The organism is Actinomadura sp. K4S16 (assembly GCF_008327685.1).
Lineage (GTDB): Bacteria > Actinomycetota > Actinomycetes > Streptosporangiales > Streptosporangiaceae > Spirillospora.
In genome coordinates this window covers 411214-424384 of the sequence record NZ_BDDE01000011.1, presented here as the reverse complement: position 1 = coordinate 424384, position 13171 = coordinate 411214, and the positions used below count along the sequence as shown (strand labels likewise).

Annotated in this window: 13 protein-coding genes; 6 read left to right on the top strand and 7 right to left on the bottom strand. The window is 75.0% G+C overall.

Annotation, left to right across the window (positions count from 1 at the left end):
• The first annotated feature begins 92 nt into the window (after positions 1 to 92).
• From K4S16_RS09170 to gvpO, 5 genes are all read left to right on the top strand, one after another.
• The gene (locus K4S16_RS09170; RefSeq protein ID WP_149258422.1) at positions 93 to 521 is read left to right on the top strand and encodes a hypothetical protein; all 429 of its coding nucleotides are present in this window, start codon (positions 93 to 95) and stop codon (positions 519 to 521) included.
• A 228-nt stretch (positions 522 to 749) separates the two neighbouring features.
• The gene (gene gvpJ / locus K4S16_RS09165; protein ID WP_149258421.1) at positions 750 to 1184 is read left to right on the top strand and encodes a gas vesicle protein GvpJ; all 435 of its coding nucleotides are present in this window, start codon (positions 750 to 752) and stop codon (positions 1182 to 1184) included.
• Positions 1181 to 1969 (top strand): GvpL/GvpF family gas vesicle protein, encoded by a 789-nt coding sequence (locus K4S16_RS09160; protein ID WP_149258420.1) that lies wholly within the window; start codon positions 1181 to 1183, stop codon positions 1967 to 1969. The genes gvpJ and K4S16_RS09160 overlap by 4 nt, the downstream gene beginning before the upstream one ends.
• A gap of 6 nt (positions 1970 to 1975) precedes the next feature.
• The gene (locus tag K4S16_RS09155; RefSeq protein ID WP_149258419.1) at positions 1976 to 2227 is read left to right on the top strand and encodes a gas vesicle protein GvpG; all 252 of its coding nucleotides are present in this window, start codon (positions 1976 to 1978) and stop codon (positions 2225 to 2227) included.
• 11 nt (positions 2228 to 2238) lie between these two features.
• Positions 2239 to 2496 (top strand): gas vesicle protein GvpO, encoded by a 258-nt coding sequence (gene gvpO / locus K4S16_RS09150; protein ID WP_149258418.1) that lies wholly within the window; start codon positions 2239 to 2241, stop codon positions 2494 to 2496.
• 144 nt (positions 2497 to 2640) lie between these two features.
• Here the strand turns inward: gvpO and K4S16_RS09145 are convergent, their stop codons facing one another.
• Positions 2641 to 3474 (bottom strand): class I SAM-dependent methyltransferase, encoded by an 834-nt coding sequence (locus K4S16_RS09145; RefSeq protein WP_149258417.1) that lies wholly within the window; start codon positions 3472 to 3474, stop codon positions 2641 to 2643.
• A gap of 28 nt (positions 3475 to 3502) precedes the next feature.
• Here K4S16_RS09145 and K4S16_RS09140 point away from each other — a divergent pair, with 28 nt between their 5' ends.
• Positions 3503 to 5101 carry a PLP-dependent aminotransferase family protein gene (locus K4S16_RS09140; protein WP_149258416.1) on the top strand — a complete coding sequence of 533 codons (1599 nt, stop codon included), beginning with the start codon at positions 3503 to 3505 and terminating at the stop codon, positions 5099 to 5101.
• A 31-nt stretch (positions 5102 to 5132) separates the two neighbouring features.
• On the opposite strand, the gene cydC is transcribed toward K4S16_RS09140, so the two are convergent.
• The 6 genes from cydC to K4S16_RS09110 all read right to left on the bottom strand — a co-directional run bounded on the left by cydC (position 5133) and on the right by K4S16_RS09110 (position 13070).
• Positions 5133 to 6845: a thiol reductant ABC exporter subunit CydC gene (gene cydC, locus K4S16_RS09135; RefSeq protein WP_235036669.1), complete on the bottom strand. Its 1713-nt coding sequence runs from the start codon at positions 6843 to 6845 to the stop codon at positions 5133 to 5135.
• A complete protein-coding gene (cydD, locus tag K4S16_RS09130; RefSeq protein ID WP_235036668.1) occupies positions 6842 to 8458 on the bottom strand; it encodes a thiol reductant ABC exporter subunit CydD in 1617 nt (538 codons plus the stop codon). The genes cydC and cydD overlap by 4 nt, the downstream gene beginning before the upstream one ends.
• An 18-nt stretch (positions 8459 to 8476) precedes the next feature.
• Complete coding sequence (locus K4S16_RS09125; RefSeq protein WP_149258414.1) at positions 8477 to 9220, bottom strand: cytochrome d ubiquinol oxidase subunit II; 744 nt, start codon at positions 9218 to 9220, stop codon at positions 8477 to 8479.
• A gap of 13 nt (positions 9221 to 9233) precedes the next feature.
• Entirely contained in the window at positions 9234 to 10484 is a 1251-nt protein-coding gene (locus K4S16_RS09120; RefSeq protein WP_149258837.1) for a cytochrome ubiquinol oxidase subunit I, read from the bottom strand.
• Positions 10485 to 10602: 118 nt separating this feature from the next.
• Complete coding sequence (locus K4S16_RS09115) at positions 10603 to 11691, bottom strand: MFS transporter (RefSeq protein WP_149258413.1); 1089 nt, start codon at positions 11689 to 11691, stop codon at positions 10603 to 10605.
• Positions 11692 to 11882: 191 nt separating this feature from the next.
• On the bottom strand, positions 11883 to 13070 hold the full coding sequence (locus K4S16_RS09110) for an MFS transporter (protein WP_149258412.1): 1188 nt from the start codon (positions 13068 to 13070) through the stop codon (positions 11883 to 11885).
• Positions 13071 to 13171 lie beyond the last annotated feature (101 nt).

Sequence of the window (13171 nt, the reverse complement as noted above, 5' to 3'; positions counted from 1 at the left end):
GCGTACAGGCCGAATGCCCGTTTCCGCGCCGGTGAGGTGCGGCGGGCGCCGCGCGCCGGTCGCACTCCGGCGCGCAAAGGAGATTCCCCCTGATGGAAGGACGGAAGATGGACACCCCCTCGGTTTCGGGCGACGGGTCCGGACCAGTGAGCAAGAACGTCGGCAGGGCGGCGGGCACGGCCGAGGCCGCCGCCACGGGAGCCAAGGGCACCGCCCAGGGCGCGAAGGACAGCGCGAAGAACGGCGCCAAGGGCACCGCACAGGGAGCCAAGGGCACTGCACAGGGCGCGAAGAGCGGCGCCAAGGGCGCCGCGCAGGGTGCGAAGGACACCGCGCAGGGCGCGGCGAAGACCGCCGGGACGGGTGTCGCGCGGGCCGGCGGCCAGGTGGCGGCGCTGCCCGGCCGCGTGGCGGGGCTGGCCAAGCTCGTCACGCTCGGCCGGTTCCTGCGCGCGGTGCCGGTGGCCGGGGCCGCCGTCGCCGGAATCGTCGTGGGGCGCATCACCGCCCGCAAACGCTGACCGGCCGCCGGCCGGTAGGCCGCCCGAAGACGCGAAAGCCCCCGCGGAAGACCCTTCCGCGAGGGCTTTCGCGCGCCCCGGAGGGGACCCGGCCGTCGTTTCGGCGCCCGCCGCGGCCTTGACCAACCGATGACCGGAACCAAATTGTCCGTTTAGCGAGGCCGAGGCGGGTACATCGGGGTGCATGCTCAACCCCCTAACGGGTGACACCCGAGAAGGAGCGATCACATGACTGGGCCGGTCGCCCAGCAGACTTCGGGCAGCAATGTCGTGCAGCGCGGCGGCTCCGGCAGCGGCCTTGCCGACGTCGTCGACCTGATCCTGGAGAAGGGTCTGGTCATCGACTTGTATGCGCGGGTCTCGCTGGTCGGAATCGAGATCCTCACGATCGACGTCCGGATCGTCGTCGCCAGCGTCGACACCTATCTGCGGTTCGCCGAGGCGGTGAACCGCCTGGACATCGCCCACGACGGCACCTCGCAGGGCCTGCCGGAGTTCGTCGGCGGCATGCAGGAGTCGGGCGCCAAGAAGAAGACCCGCGGCGCGCTGGAAGGGGCGCAGGAGCGGCTGAAGGAGACCTTCGGCGGCGACTCCGACGACTCCGAGGACAAGGAGCCCGCGCGGCGCCGTTCATCGCGCAAGAAGGAGGACGAGGAAGAATGAGCACGCCGCAAGCCCCTGGCGGCTCCGAGGCCGGGGACCGCATCCCGCAGTACGTGTACGGGGTGACCCGGTCGGGCGCGGCGCTGCCGCCCGACCTGGCCGGGCTGGACGACCGGCCGGTGTCGCTGGTCGAGGACGGCGGCGTGTGCGCCGCGCTCGTCAGCGACCTGCCGGCCGACCGGCCGCTGGGCGAGCGCGCCGACCTGGTGGCGCACCAGCGGGTGCTGAACGCCCTGGTCGACGCCGGGACCGTGGTGCTGCCGTTCCGGTTCGGGGCGGCGCTGGCCGACCGCGGCGCGGTCGAGAAGGAGCTGCTGGCCGACAACTCCGAGCGCCTCGGGCAGGTCCTGGACCAGCTGGAGGGCCGCGTCGAGCTGCGCCTGAAGGCCACCTACGTCGAGGACGCCGTGCTCCGGGAGATCATGCAGAACGACCCGGAGGTCGCCGAGCTGTCGCAGCGCCTGCGGGAGGTGCCGGCCGACGCCGCCGACGCGGTCTACTACGACCGGGTCCGGCTCGGCGAGCTGATCGCGCAGTCGATGCAGCGGCTCCGCGAGAACGACGAGCAGGTCCTGCTGGACGGCGCCACCTCGGCGGCGGAGGCGTTCTCGCGCAAGACCCCGGCGCGGGAGGAGGACGTCCTGGACGCCTCGTTCCTGGTCCGCGCCGACCGCCGCGCCGCGTTCGAGGAGGCCGTGGAGAAGCTGGGGCAGACCCACGGCGACCGCATCCGGCTGCGGCTGATCGGGCCGCTGCCGCCCTACGACTTCGTTCCGGAGGCGTAAAGGACGATGGGATTCTTCACCGGTCTGGTCACGCTGCCGCTGGCGCCCGTGAAGGGCGTGATGTGGCTGGCCGAGACCCTGACCGAGCAGGCCGAGGCGCAGCTGTACGACCCGGGGCGGATCGCCGCGGAGATGCAGCAGGTCGCCGACGAGTCCGCGGCCGGCGAGATCACCGAGGAGGAGGCCGCCGCGCGCGAGGAAGAGCTGATCCACCGGTTGAACGAGGGCCGCGCCCGCGGCTACCAGCCGGGCGGTTAGGGAGGCCGGTGATGTTGTCCGCGTCCAAGGCGGCCCGGATGGCGGTGGAGCACGTCACCGCGATGACCGGCCGCAGCGCCGAGAGCGTCGTGGGGATGGAGCGCACCGAGGAGGGCTGGCGCGTCACGGTGGAGGTCGTGGAGACGCACCGCATCCCCGACTCCGCCGACATCCTCGCGGTCTACGACACCGAGGTCGACGCGGAGGGCGAGCTGGTGGGCTACCGGCGCACCCGACGCTATCCCCGCGGGCGCACGGAGAGGAACTGAGCGGCGGCCGGCCCGCGGCGGGGAGGGCCGCGCGAGGCGCGGCGGCCGCGGGCGGGGGCGGCCAGGACCCCGGTGGGGGGCTCGTGCCGAGGACCGAGCCCCCCACCGGCCCCGCGGGCGGTCCGCCCGGCGGGGCCGGGACGGTCACTGCGGGTTGACGGCGGTGGCCTTGAAGAACGTGTAGTGGAACGTGCCGCCGGGGCCCGCGGCGCGGTGCAGGTCGGCGACCCCGCGGTCGAAGTCGGCCGGGGTGGCCAGCCCCGCCGCGACGGCCTCGTCGCGGACGGACTCGACCATCGCGGTGAAGGTGTCGCGGGTGAAGGCGCGCGCCAGGTCGGGCCGGGCCCCGTCGGCGTAGACGGTGCGCGGCACGACGCCGACCCGCGCGTACCCGGCCTCGGCCAGCAGCGGCCCCAGCCGGCGGCCGAGCAGGGCGTCGCCGCCCGCCGCGGCCTGCAGGACGACCTGGTGGGCGATCGCGGCGCGGGCATGGGCGCTGTCGGGGTGGAAGAACGCCGACCCGTGGTCGCCCTCGATCGCGGTGAGGGTCCCGCCGGGCCGCAGCACCCGCCGCAGCCCGGCCAGCGCCGCGCGCGGGTCGGGCAGGTGCTCCAGCACGAAGCACACGAACACGTGGTCGAACGCCGCGTCGGGGAACGGCAGGTCCCGCAGGTCGGCGCGCCGCCACTCCACCGCCGCCTCGGGGCAGGACGCGGCGACGCGGGCGCGGGCCTGGTCCAGGGAGGCGCCCGACAGGTCCACGGCGGTCAGGCGGACGCCGGGGGAGCGCGACACCAGGTGCACCGTCTGCGCGCCGACACCGCAGCCGGCCTCCAGCACCCGGCTGCCCGCCGGGTAGGCGGTCCCGTCGTGCAGCAGCGCCGCCAGGGCGTCGGCCTGGTCGCCGAGCCGCCGCGCCTCCCGGCCGGAGTACCCGTGCACATACCGGCCTGACCCGGTCGTCGTGGTGGTTTCCATGCGTCCACCGTGGCCGCACAATGGCCTGATGCACAGGTCCAAAGGCGGCGAACACGACCGGTCCATAACGCGGGGACCGGGGTCGGGGGGAGACGCGCGGGGATCGGACTCGGGGGGATCGGACTTCCTGCAACTCGACACCGCCGACGCCCCGCCCGGCGGACTGGCGGACTGGCTCGCCGGGCGGCTGCGCGACGCCGTCGCCGACGGCCGCCTGCCCGTGGGGGCCCGCCTGCCCGCCACCCGCGTCCTGGCCGCCGAGCTGCGCGTCTCCCGCGGCGTGGTCACCGAGGCCTACCAGCGCCTCGCCGACGAGGGCCATGTCGCCGGACGCGGCCGCGCCGGCACCGTCGTCGTCGCGGCCCCCCTCGCCGCCCGCCCCCCGACCGGACCGGCGGTCACCCCCTCCGCCTCCGCGGCCTCCGCGCCGCGGACGCCCGCGGGCACGCCCTTCCCGAGACGGCCGGGCCCCGACCTGTTCGACGTCCTGCGCGCCCTGCCCGCCCGCACCGACCTGTCACCCGGCCTGCCGGACCTCGCCGCGTTCCCCCGCGCGGCCTGGCACCGCGCCGAACGCACCGTCCTGCGCGCCCTGCCCGCCACCGCCCTCGGCTACGGCGACCCCCGCGGCGCCCCCGCGCTGCGCACCGCCGTCGCCGCCTGGCTCGCCCGCAACCGCGGCATCCGCGCCGACCCCGACGGCATCGTCATCGTGGCCGGCACCACCCAGGCCCTCGGCCTCGCCGCCCGCGTCCTGACCCGCGAGGGCATCGACCGGATCGCCGTCGAGGACCCCGGCTCCCTCGGCGTCCGCCAGCACTTGGCGCACTGGGGGACCGGCACCCCGCCCGTCCCCGTCGACGCCGCCGGGATCCGCGTCGACCGCCTGCGCGCCACCGGCGCCCCCGCCGTCCTGCTCACCCCGGCCCACCAGTTCCCCACCGGCGCCGTGCTCGGCGCGGACCGCCGCCGCGACCTCATGCGCTGGGCCGCCGACGGCGGCCTGGTCATCGAGGACGACTACGACGCCGAGCACCGCTACGACCGGCCGCCCGTCCCCGCGCTGCGCTCCATGCTCACCGACCGCGTCTTCTACGTCGGCAGCGTCTCCAAACTCCTCGCGCCCGCGCTGCGGATCGGATGGCTCCTCCCGCCGCCCTCCCACCTGGACGCCGTCGTCGCCGAGAAGCGCTTCGCCGACCTCGGCAACGCCGCGCTGCCGCAGCTCGTCCTCGCCGAACTCATGGACTCGGGGGAGATGGAGCGGACCCTGCGGCTGCTGCGGCGCCGCCACCGCCGCCGCCGCGACACCATGATCGAGGCCATCGCCGCGCACCTGCCCACCGCGGCCGTGCACGGCGCCGCCGCCGGACTGCACCTGACCATCACCTTCCCCGGCGAGCCCCCCGGCGCCCTGCACGACGCCGACCTCGCCGCGGCGGCACTGGAACTCGGCGTCAAGGCCCACCCGCTGTCATGGCACGCGCAGCGGCCCCACCCGCCCGGCCTCGTCCTCGGATACGCGGCCGTCCCCGCCTCGGCCATCCCCGACGCCGTCGCCGCGCTCGCACGCGCCCTCCGCCGCGCCAGAACCGACCCGGCCGAACACCCGCCCCCGGCGCCCTGACCCTGCCGCCCTGACCCCGGCCGCCCGCGGGTCAGCACGCCACCGCGCGGTCGGCGAGCAGCTCGGCCTCCCACAGATCGCGGTAGGCGCCCGGCACCGCCGCCAACTCCTCATGCCGGCCCCGCTGCACCACCCGGCCCCGGTCCAGCACCACCACCTCGTCGGCCGCGCCCAGCGCCGCCAGCCGATGCGTCACCAGCAGCAGCGTCCCGCCGCCGGGCGCCTCGAGCAGGTCCCGCACCACCGCGTCCGCCATCGCCGGGTCCAGCCCCTCGGCCGGCTCGTCCAGCACCAGCACCGGCGGGTCGGCCAGCAGCGCCCGCGCCAGCAGCAGCCGCTGCCGCTGCCCGCCCGACAGGCCCCGCCCGCCCGCCCCCACCACGGTGTCCCACCCGTCCGGCAGCGCCCGCACCACCTCGGCGAACCGCGCGCGCTCCGCCGCCGCCCACAACTCCGCCTCACCGGCGTCCGGCCGCGCCAGCAGCACGTTCGCCCGCACCGTCGCGCCGAACACGTGCGCGTCCTGCGCCAGCCCCCGCACCGCGCCCCGCACCTCGTCCGGCGCGTACCGGCCGAGCTCCCGCCCGCCCAGCACCACCGCACCCGACACCAGCGGCACCTCACCGGCCACCGCCGCCAGCAAAGTGCTCTTGCCCGCGCCGCTCGCCCCCACCACCGCGACCCGCCGCCCCCGCTCCACCCGCAGATCCACCCCGTCCAGCGCCACACCCTCCCCGTAGGCGACCCGCACGCCCAAAAGCTCCACCTCCAACGGCCCCCGCGGCACCACCCCCGCACGCGCCGCGCGCGGCGCCGGGGGAGCGGCCAGCACCGCCCCCACCCGCCGCACCGCCGGCAGCACCTCCCGCAACCGCTGCGCCGCACCCGCCAGCGGCAGCACCGACTCCACCGCCACCAGCGCCGTGAGCGCCAGCACCGCCGCACCCACCTCGTCCACGCCCGCCCGCAGCCCCGCCCACGCCACCGCCGCGACCGCCACGCCCTGCACCGCGAAACCCGCCGCCGCCACCGCCGCCGACACCCGCACCGCCGACCGCTCCGCCCGCTCCAGCCGCCGCGCCGCATCCTCCGCCCGCTCCGCGAACCGGCCGGACGCACCGAACACCGCCAGATCCCGCGCACCCTCCAGCACGTCCAGCGCCCGCACCGCCAGCACCTCGCGCCCGGCCGCCATCCGCGCCGCCGCACGACCCCCCGCCACCGCCGCCGCCACCGGCACCACCACGCCCGCCACCAGCAAACCCACGGCCAGCACCACCGCCGCCGGCACATCCACCAGCGCGCACACCGCCACCCCCGCGGCCCCGCACACCACCGACGCCGCCGCCGGCAGCACGCACCGCAGCAGCAGGTCCTGGACGGCGTCCACATCCGACACCATCCGCGTCAACGCCTCACCGTCCCGCACCCGCCGCGCCCCCGGACGCGCCGCCGCCAACGCGTCGAACACCCGCCCCCGCAACTCCGCCAGCGCCCGCAGCGCCGCGTCATGCCCCGCGAGCCGCTCCACATACCGCAGCGACCCCTTCGCCAGCGCGAACCCCCGCACCGCCGCGATCGCCAACGACAGCGCCGCCAGCTCCGGCCGCTGCGACGCCCGCGCGATCAGCCACGCCGCCGCCGCGATCAACCCCAGCCCGCACAGCTCCGCCGCCGCGCCCGCCGCACCCGCGGCCACCAGCCGCACCGCGTGCGGACGCACCGCGCCCCACACCCCCCTCACGCCGCCGCCTCCCCGGCACCCGCGCCTGATGCCCCGCACACCCGGCCGCGCTCCAACCGCACCACCCGGTCCACCGCCCCCAGCAACGCCGGACGATGCGCCACCACCACCGCCGTCCGCCCCGCCAGCAACCGCACCGCCGCGTCCACCAGCACCCGCTCACTGTGCAGATCCAGCCGCGCCGTCGGCTCGTCCAGCAGCATCACCGGACCCCCCGACAAGTACGCCCGCGCGATCGCCAGCCGCTGCCGCTGCCCGGCCGACAACCCCGCACCGCCCTCACCCAGCACCGTCGCGAACCCCTCCGGCAAACCCCCGACGAAATCCACCGCCGCCGCCCGCGCCGCCTCCTCTACCCGCCCCATCCCGGCCCCCGGATCACCCAACCGGATGTTGTCGGCCACCGACGCCGCGAACAGATGCGGACGCTGCGGCACCCACCCCACACACGCCCGCCACGCCTCCACGTCCAACTCCGCCAGATCCACCCCGTCCACCAGCACCCGACCCGAGTCGGGGGACACCAGCCCGGCCAGCACCAGCAGCAGCGTCGACTTGCCCGCCCCCGACGGCCCCGTCACCGCCACCCGCTCACCCGCCCCCACCCGCAGCGACACCCGATCCAGCGCCGCCCCGCCCGCCCCCGGATACCGGACGGTCACCTCCTCCAGCACGATCTCCGGCGCCCGCCCGCCCGGCACCGCCCCGCCACCGCGCCGCACACCCCCCGCCGCGTCCAGCACCGCGAACGCCTCCCGCGCCGCCGCGACCCCCTCCGCACTCGCGTGGAAACGCTGCCCCAGCGCCCGCAACGGCAGATACACCTCCGGCGTCAGCACCAGCACCAGCAGACCCGTCGCCAGCGCCATCTCCCCGCCCAGCAGCCGCAACCCCACCGGAACCGCCACCAGCGCCACCGACAACGCGCACACCAGCTCCAGCACCAGCGACGACAGGAACGCCACCCGCAGCGCCCGCACGCTCGCCCGCCGATGCTCGCCCGCCAGCTCCCGCACCACCACCGACTGATGACCGGTCCGACCGAACGCCCGCAACGTCCCCAGCCCCGCCACCACGTCCCGGAAATGCCCGCCCAGCCGGTGCAGCAGCCCCCACTGCCGCCCCGTCAGCGCCGCCGTCCGCATCCCCACCAGCGCACCGAACACCGGCACCAGCGGAACCGTCAGCGCCACCACCAGCGCCGACGCCCAGTCCGCCGCCGCCAACCGCACCAGCACCACCACCGGCACCGCGCACGCCGCCACCAGCTGCGGCACATAACCGGTGAAGAACGGATCGACCGCGTCCAAGCCCCGGGTCAGCAGCGTCACCCGCGCCCCCGCACCGTCCGCCGCCCGCCCCAGCAGCGCCCCCCGCAGACCGCGCTTCACCCGCGCCGCCGCCCGGCCCGCCACCAGCGCCGACGCCCACGCCAGCACCGCCCGCCCGGCCACCGCCCCCGCCAACCACGGCAGCGGCCCCGCGTCCAGCCCCGCCACCGCCCGCACCAGCAGCTCCGCCTGCACCACCAGCAGGACGCCCTGCCCCGCCGCCAGCACCCCCAGCAGCACCACCGCCCGCCGAGGAACCGACCGCAGCAGACGCCGCTCCACACCCTTCACCACGGCCGCCTACAGGTACGAGGGCGACTGAACCCGCCCCCGGAACGTCCACCACACCAGCGCCTGCGACGCCACCAGCAGCGGCAGCACCACCACCGTCACCACCGCCGTCATCGTCAGCCCCGCACCCTCGGCCACGACCTCCGACCACTCCACCTGCACCCCGGCCACCACCGGCGCCCCCGCCATCACCAGCGCCGACAACCCGTACCGCGCCGGGACCCGCCCCGCCCGCTCCGCCAGCCCCGCCGGCAGCCGCCACCGCGCGAACCCCGCACCGTGCCAGGCGAACAGCGCCGCCAACGGCAACCCCAGCACGCTCCCCACACCCAGCCCGCCACCGGCCAGCACCGACCCCAGCACCGACCCCCACGCCAGCGCCAGCGCCCAACTCCCCGCCACGACCGCACCGTCCCACAGGCCGCGCCACGCCGCCGCGTCCACCCGGCCCCGCAGCCACAACCCCATGTCCCGCACGACCCAGCCGACCAGCAGCACCGAGAACAGCGGATACAACTCCGCCACCAACCCGTGCTCCAGCCCCGGGAACGCGCCCGCCACCAGACCCGCCGCCGCCACCAGCCACACCTCGTTGCCCAGGAAGAACGGCGCGAACGACGCGATCACCAACCGCCGCTCCCGCTCGTCCCGCCCCAGCCACGGCAGCAGCATCCCCACCCCGACATCGGCACCCGCCAGCACCAGGTACCCGGCCGAGAACACCGCCAGCAACACCACCGCGAGAGAATCCATCACCAGGCTCCTGTCAGAACGTCGGGCTCATCGCCGGCGCGACCGGCTCGACCGGGGGAGAGGCACCCAGCCCCGCCCCCTCCGGCCCCCGCCGCGCGAACCGCGCCAGCAGCCACGCGTTCACCCCGAACAAACCCGCGAACAGCACCGAGAACACCGCGAACGACACCGCGACCGACGCCGACCCCACGCCCGGCGACACCGCGTCCCGCGTCTTCAGCACCCCGTACACCATCCACGGCTGCCGCCCCACCTCGCGGAACACCCACCCCGCGATCATCGCCACGTACGGCAGCGGCACCGCCGCGATCATCAGCACGTGGAACACTCGCCCCCGCACCAGCCACCGCCTGAAAGGGAACTTCACCAACGCCACCACCGCGATCAGCAGCATCAGCATCCACATCGCCATCATCAGCGCCTCGCCGACCCCCGACAGCACCGGCGGCCGGTAGTCGTCCGGACCGAACCGCGCCGTGAAGTCCGCCACCGCGGCCGCCGCCTTGCGACCGCCCAGCTTCGTCGGCTGCGCGTAACTGAACTGCGTCCCCCCGAACACCACCACCGGCATCACCGACACCATCACCGTCAGCAGCCCGATCCGCATCGACCGGCGGAAGAACTCCACCTCCGCCGTCCGCCGCAGCAGATGGAACCCGCTCACCCCCGCCATGAAGAACCCCGCCGTCAGCAGCCCGCCGAACAGCACGTGGAAGAACGCCAGCACCGCCGTCGGATTCGCCAGCAGCGCCCCCGCGTCATCGAGGCGCGCCACACCATCCACCATCACGTAGCCCACCGGACGCTGCAGCCACCCGTTCGCCACCAGCACGAAGTACGCCGACAGGTACGCCGTCAACGTCACCACCCAGATCAGCGACAGGTGCACCCACCGGTTCAGCCGATCCCACCCGAAGATCCACAACCCCAGGAACGTCGACTCCACGAAGAACGCCACGATCGTCTCCAGCGCCAGCGGCGCCCCGAACACGCTCCCCGTCACCCGCGACAGCCCCGACCAGTTCAACCCGAACTGGAACTCCATCACCAACCCGGTGACGATCCCCACCGCATAGTTGATGACGTACAGCTGCCCCCAGAAACGCACCATCCGCGCATGCACCGCACTGCCCGACACCGTCGCCCGCGTCTGCGTCAACGCCACCAGCGTCGCCAACCCCAGCGTCAGCGCCACGAACAGGAAATGCGTACCGGCCGTCAACGCGAACTGCAGCCGCGCCAGATCCAACGACCCCGCACCCATCAGCACCCCAAGAATCGATCCGCAACGACCCCACGATCCTCGGCCCGCACCCGCCCCCCGCGAATCCGGCGAGAGCGTTCAACCGCAATGCGCCTTTCGCGTACCGACCACCCGCCGCCTACGCCTCCGGATGTACACGGCCCCGCCGCGCCGCCAACCCCAGCACTACCGCCACCACCGCATACGGCACCGCGGCCGCACCCATCAGCACCCCGGCCCCGGCCCACCGCGACCCCAGCGCGTACCCCGCGTACACCAGAACCGCCACCACCTCCGCCCCGAAACCCGCCACCGACGTCACCGTCGCCCGCGCCCCGTCACCCACCCGCTCCTGCAACCGCGCGTCCGCCGCCGCCATCGCCCACCGGAACACCCCGAACGCCGCCGCCACCAGCACCAGCCCACCCGGCCGGCCACCCCAGCACCCCACCGCCAGGCACACCGCACCCGCCCCCAGCACCGGCGCCAGCCACCGCACCCCCCGCCCCGCCGACCAGCCGCCCACCGCGTCACCGACCGTCACCACCAGCACCAGCAACGGCACCGCCGACACCGCCACCCCCGTCGACGCCACCAGCAGCGGCACGTACTCATCCAGCGCCGTCACACCCTCCAGCACCACCACCAGCACCAGCGCCCGCCGCACCGCCGGCTCACCCCGCACCTGCGCCCACCCCTGACGCACCACCGACCCCAGCGACGGCTCCGCCCCCTCACCACCGCCCCTGGACTCCGGCAGGAACCACCCCGCCACCGCACACCCCACGCAAGCCGCCACACTCGCCGCACCCAGCGCCCGGAACCCCCACGCCGCCAGCACCGGCGCCGCCACCGCCGACGCCGCGACCACGGCCAGCAGCGACACCGCCTCAGAACGCCCCATCAACCGCGCGTACGCGCCCGGCGCCCCCACCCGCTCCAGCTCCTCGTACACCAGCGCCTGCATCGTCCCCGAACGCAGAGCCGAACCCGCGCCCCACAACACGAACCCCGCCGCGAACACCGGATACGAAGGAAAGAACGCCCACAGCCCGAAACCCGCACCCGCCAGCAGGGGAGAGGCCACCAGCAGCAACCGCCGCGAGAACACGTCCGCCCACAGCCCGGACGGCAACTCCAGCGCGAACGTCGTGACCGACCAGATCACGAACAACGACGAAACGGCGGCGGGGGAGAGCCCGGCATCGGCGAACAGCACCGCGTACACCGGGTACAGAAGAACGAAGTCCTCGAGGAACGCGTAGGCGTACAGCCTCCGCGCGAGCCCCGCCTCAGGTGAAGATCAATGTCGTCGGCGCATACCCGCACCCTAACCGCTCTCCTCATTCAGGAGGAGACCCCTGATGACCACAATCTGAAGGCCCCCGCCGTCCCGAGGCTCGCACCCAACGCAGGGCGTCACGCCTGGGCCTTCTCCGCGGTGGAGCGGGTCGGCCGGGGCGCTGCGGACGCGCGAAGGCGTACGACCGCCAAGTGGTAGAGCAGCGCCAGGGTCGTGACACCGGCTGCCGGCAACCCCAGCGCGGCGGGCGCCATGGCGAACCACTCCTGAACCAGCCCGCCCAAACCACCGCCGAGAGCGATCCCGACATAGATGGCCGAGGAATTGAGGCCGAGCAGAACCGGTGCCGCTTCCGGACTGAGGGCGATGAGCCGGTGCTGCTGCGGCACCACGACGACGCCCAGCGCCGCGCCCCAGATCGCGGCCCATGCCAGAGTGGACACGAGCGTGGCGGTCGCCACCGAAGTGAGGCCAAGGGCGATGGCGGCGATCACGAGAGGCCCGGTCAGCACCCGCGCGGGATCGTGCCGGTCGACCAGCCGTCCGGCGACGATGTTCCCGGCCAGGACGCCGACTCCCCAGGCCAGCAGGACGACGGAGAGCAGCGATTCGGAGCCGCCGGTCGCGTCCTCCAGCGCCGGGCCGATGTAGGTGTAGAGGGTGTAGGCGCCGAGGAACACCAGCGTGGTGACCGCCAGCAGCGCGAGAACCCTGCCCTGCCTGAGCGGACGCAGCCGGTCGCCCAGCGTGGCGGCCGGGAGCCTCACCTCGGGCAGGCCGACGGCGATTCCCAGAAGCGCGGCAAGGCCGATCCCGGCGACGGCCCACAGGGTGATGCGCCAGTCGGTACGGCCGATCAGCGTGCCGAGGGGGAGGCCCAACGCCGTCGCCAACGTGAGGCCGCCCAACACGAAGGCAAGGGCCCTGCCTCGGCGTTCCGGTGGCGCGATGGCCCCCGCGGTGCTGGAGGCGACGGAATTGATCATCCCGGCCCCGACCGCCGTGACGACGCGAGCGGCCATCACCGCCCCGAAGCCGGTCCCGAGGGCGGTGGCGGCGTTGCCGACCACGAACACCCCCAACGCGATCAGCAGCGCGGACCGCCTGGCCAGTCCACTGGTGAGCGCGCCCATGACGGGCGCCGACACGGCCATCACCAGGGCGAACACCGTCACCAGCTGCCCGGCGGCGGGAGTGGAGACCCGCAGGTCCGCGGCGATGGCCGGCAGCAGGCCGGCGATGACGTAACTGTCGGTGCCGACGGCGAAGGTCGCCAGAGCCAGCGGGAGGAGTCGTTTCAACACCGGGCGACGCCGCCTTTCCAGAGGGATCCCAGGAGTACCGAGCGAAACCCTAGGCAATACATGGATGGTTGTCCATATATCAATGAGTTGGTAGCGTGCCG

Bases quoted from the DNA above. Each gene is read 5' to 3' on its own strand.
- K4S16_RS09170 (WP_149258422.1), top strand. From the start codon at position 93: ATGGAAGGACGGAAGATGGACACCCCCTCGGTTTCGGGCGACGGGTCC.
- gvpJ (WP_149258421.1), top strand. From the start codon at position 750: ATGACTGGGCCGGTCGCCCAGCAGACTTCGGGCAGCAATGTCGTGCAG.
- K4S16_RS09160 (WP_149258420.1), top strand. From the start codon at position 1,181: ATGAGCACGCCGCAAGCCCCTGGCGGCTCCGAGGCCGGGGACCGCATC.
- K4S16_RS09155 (WP_149258419.1), top strand. From the start codon at position 1,976: ATGGGATTCTTCACCGGTCTGGTCACGCTGCCGCTGGCGCCCGTGAAG.
- gvpO (WP_149258418.1), top strand. From the start codon at position 2,239: ATGTTGTCCGCGTCCAAGGCGGCCCGGATGGCGGTGGAGCACGTCACC.
- K4S16_RS09145 (WP_149258417.1), bottom strand. From the start codon at position 3,474: ATGGAAACCACCACGACGACCGGGTCAGGCCGGTATGTGCACGGGTAC.
- K4S16_RS09140 (WP_149258416.1), top strand. From the start codon at position 3,503: ATGCACAGGTCCAAAGGCGGCGAACACGACCGGTCCATAACGCGGGGA.
- K4S16_RS09125 (WP_149258414.1), bottom strand. From the start codon at position 9,220: ATGGATTCTCTCGCGGTGGTGTTGCTGGCGGTGTTCTCGGCCGGGTAC.
- K4S16_RS09120 (WP_149258837.1), bottom strand. From the start codon at position 10,484: ATGGGTGCGGGGTCGTTGGATCTGGCGCGGCTGCAGTTCGCGTTGACG.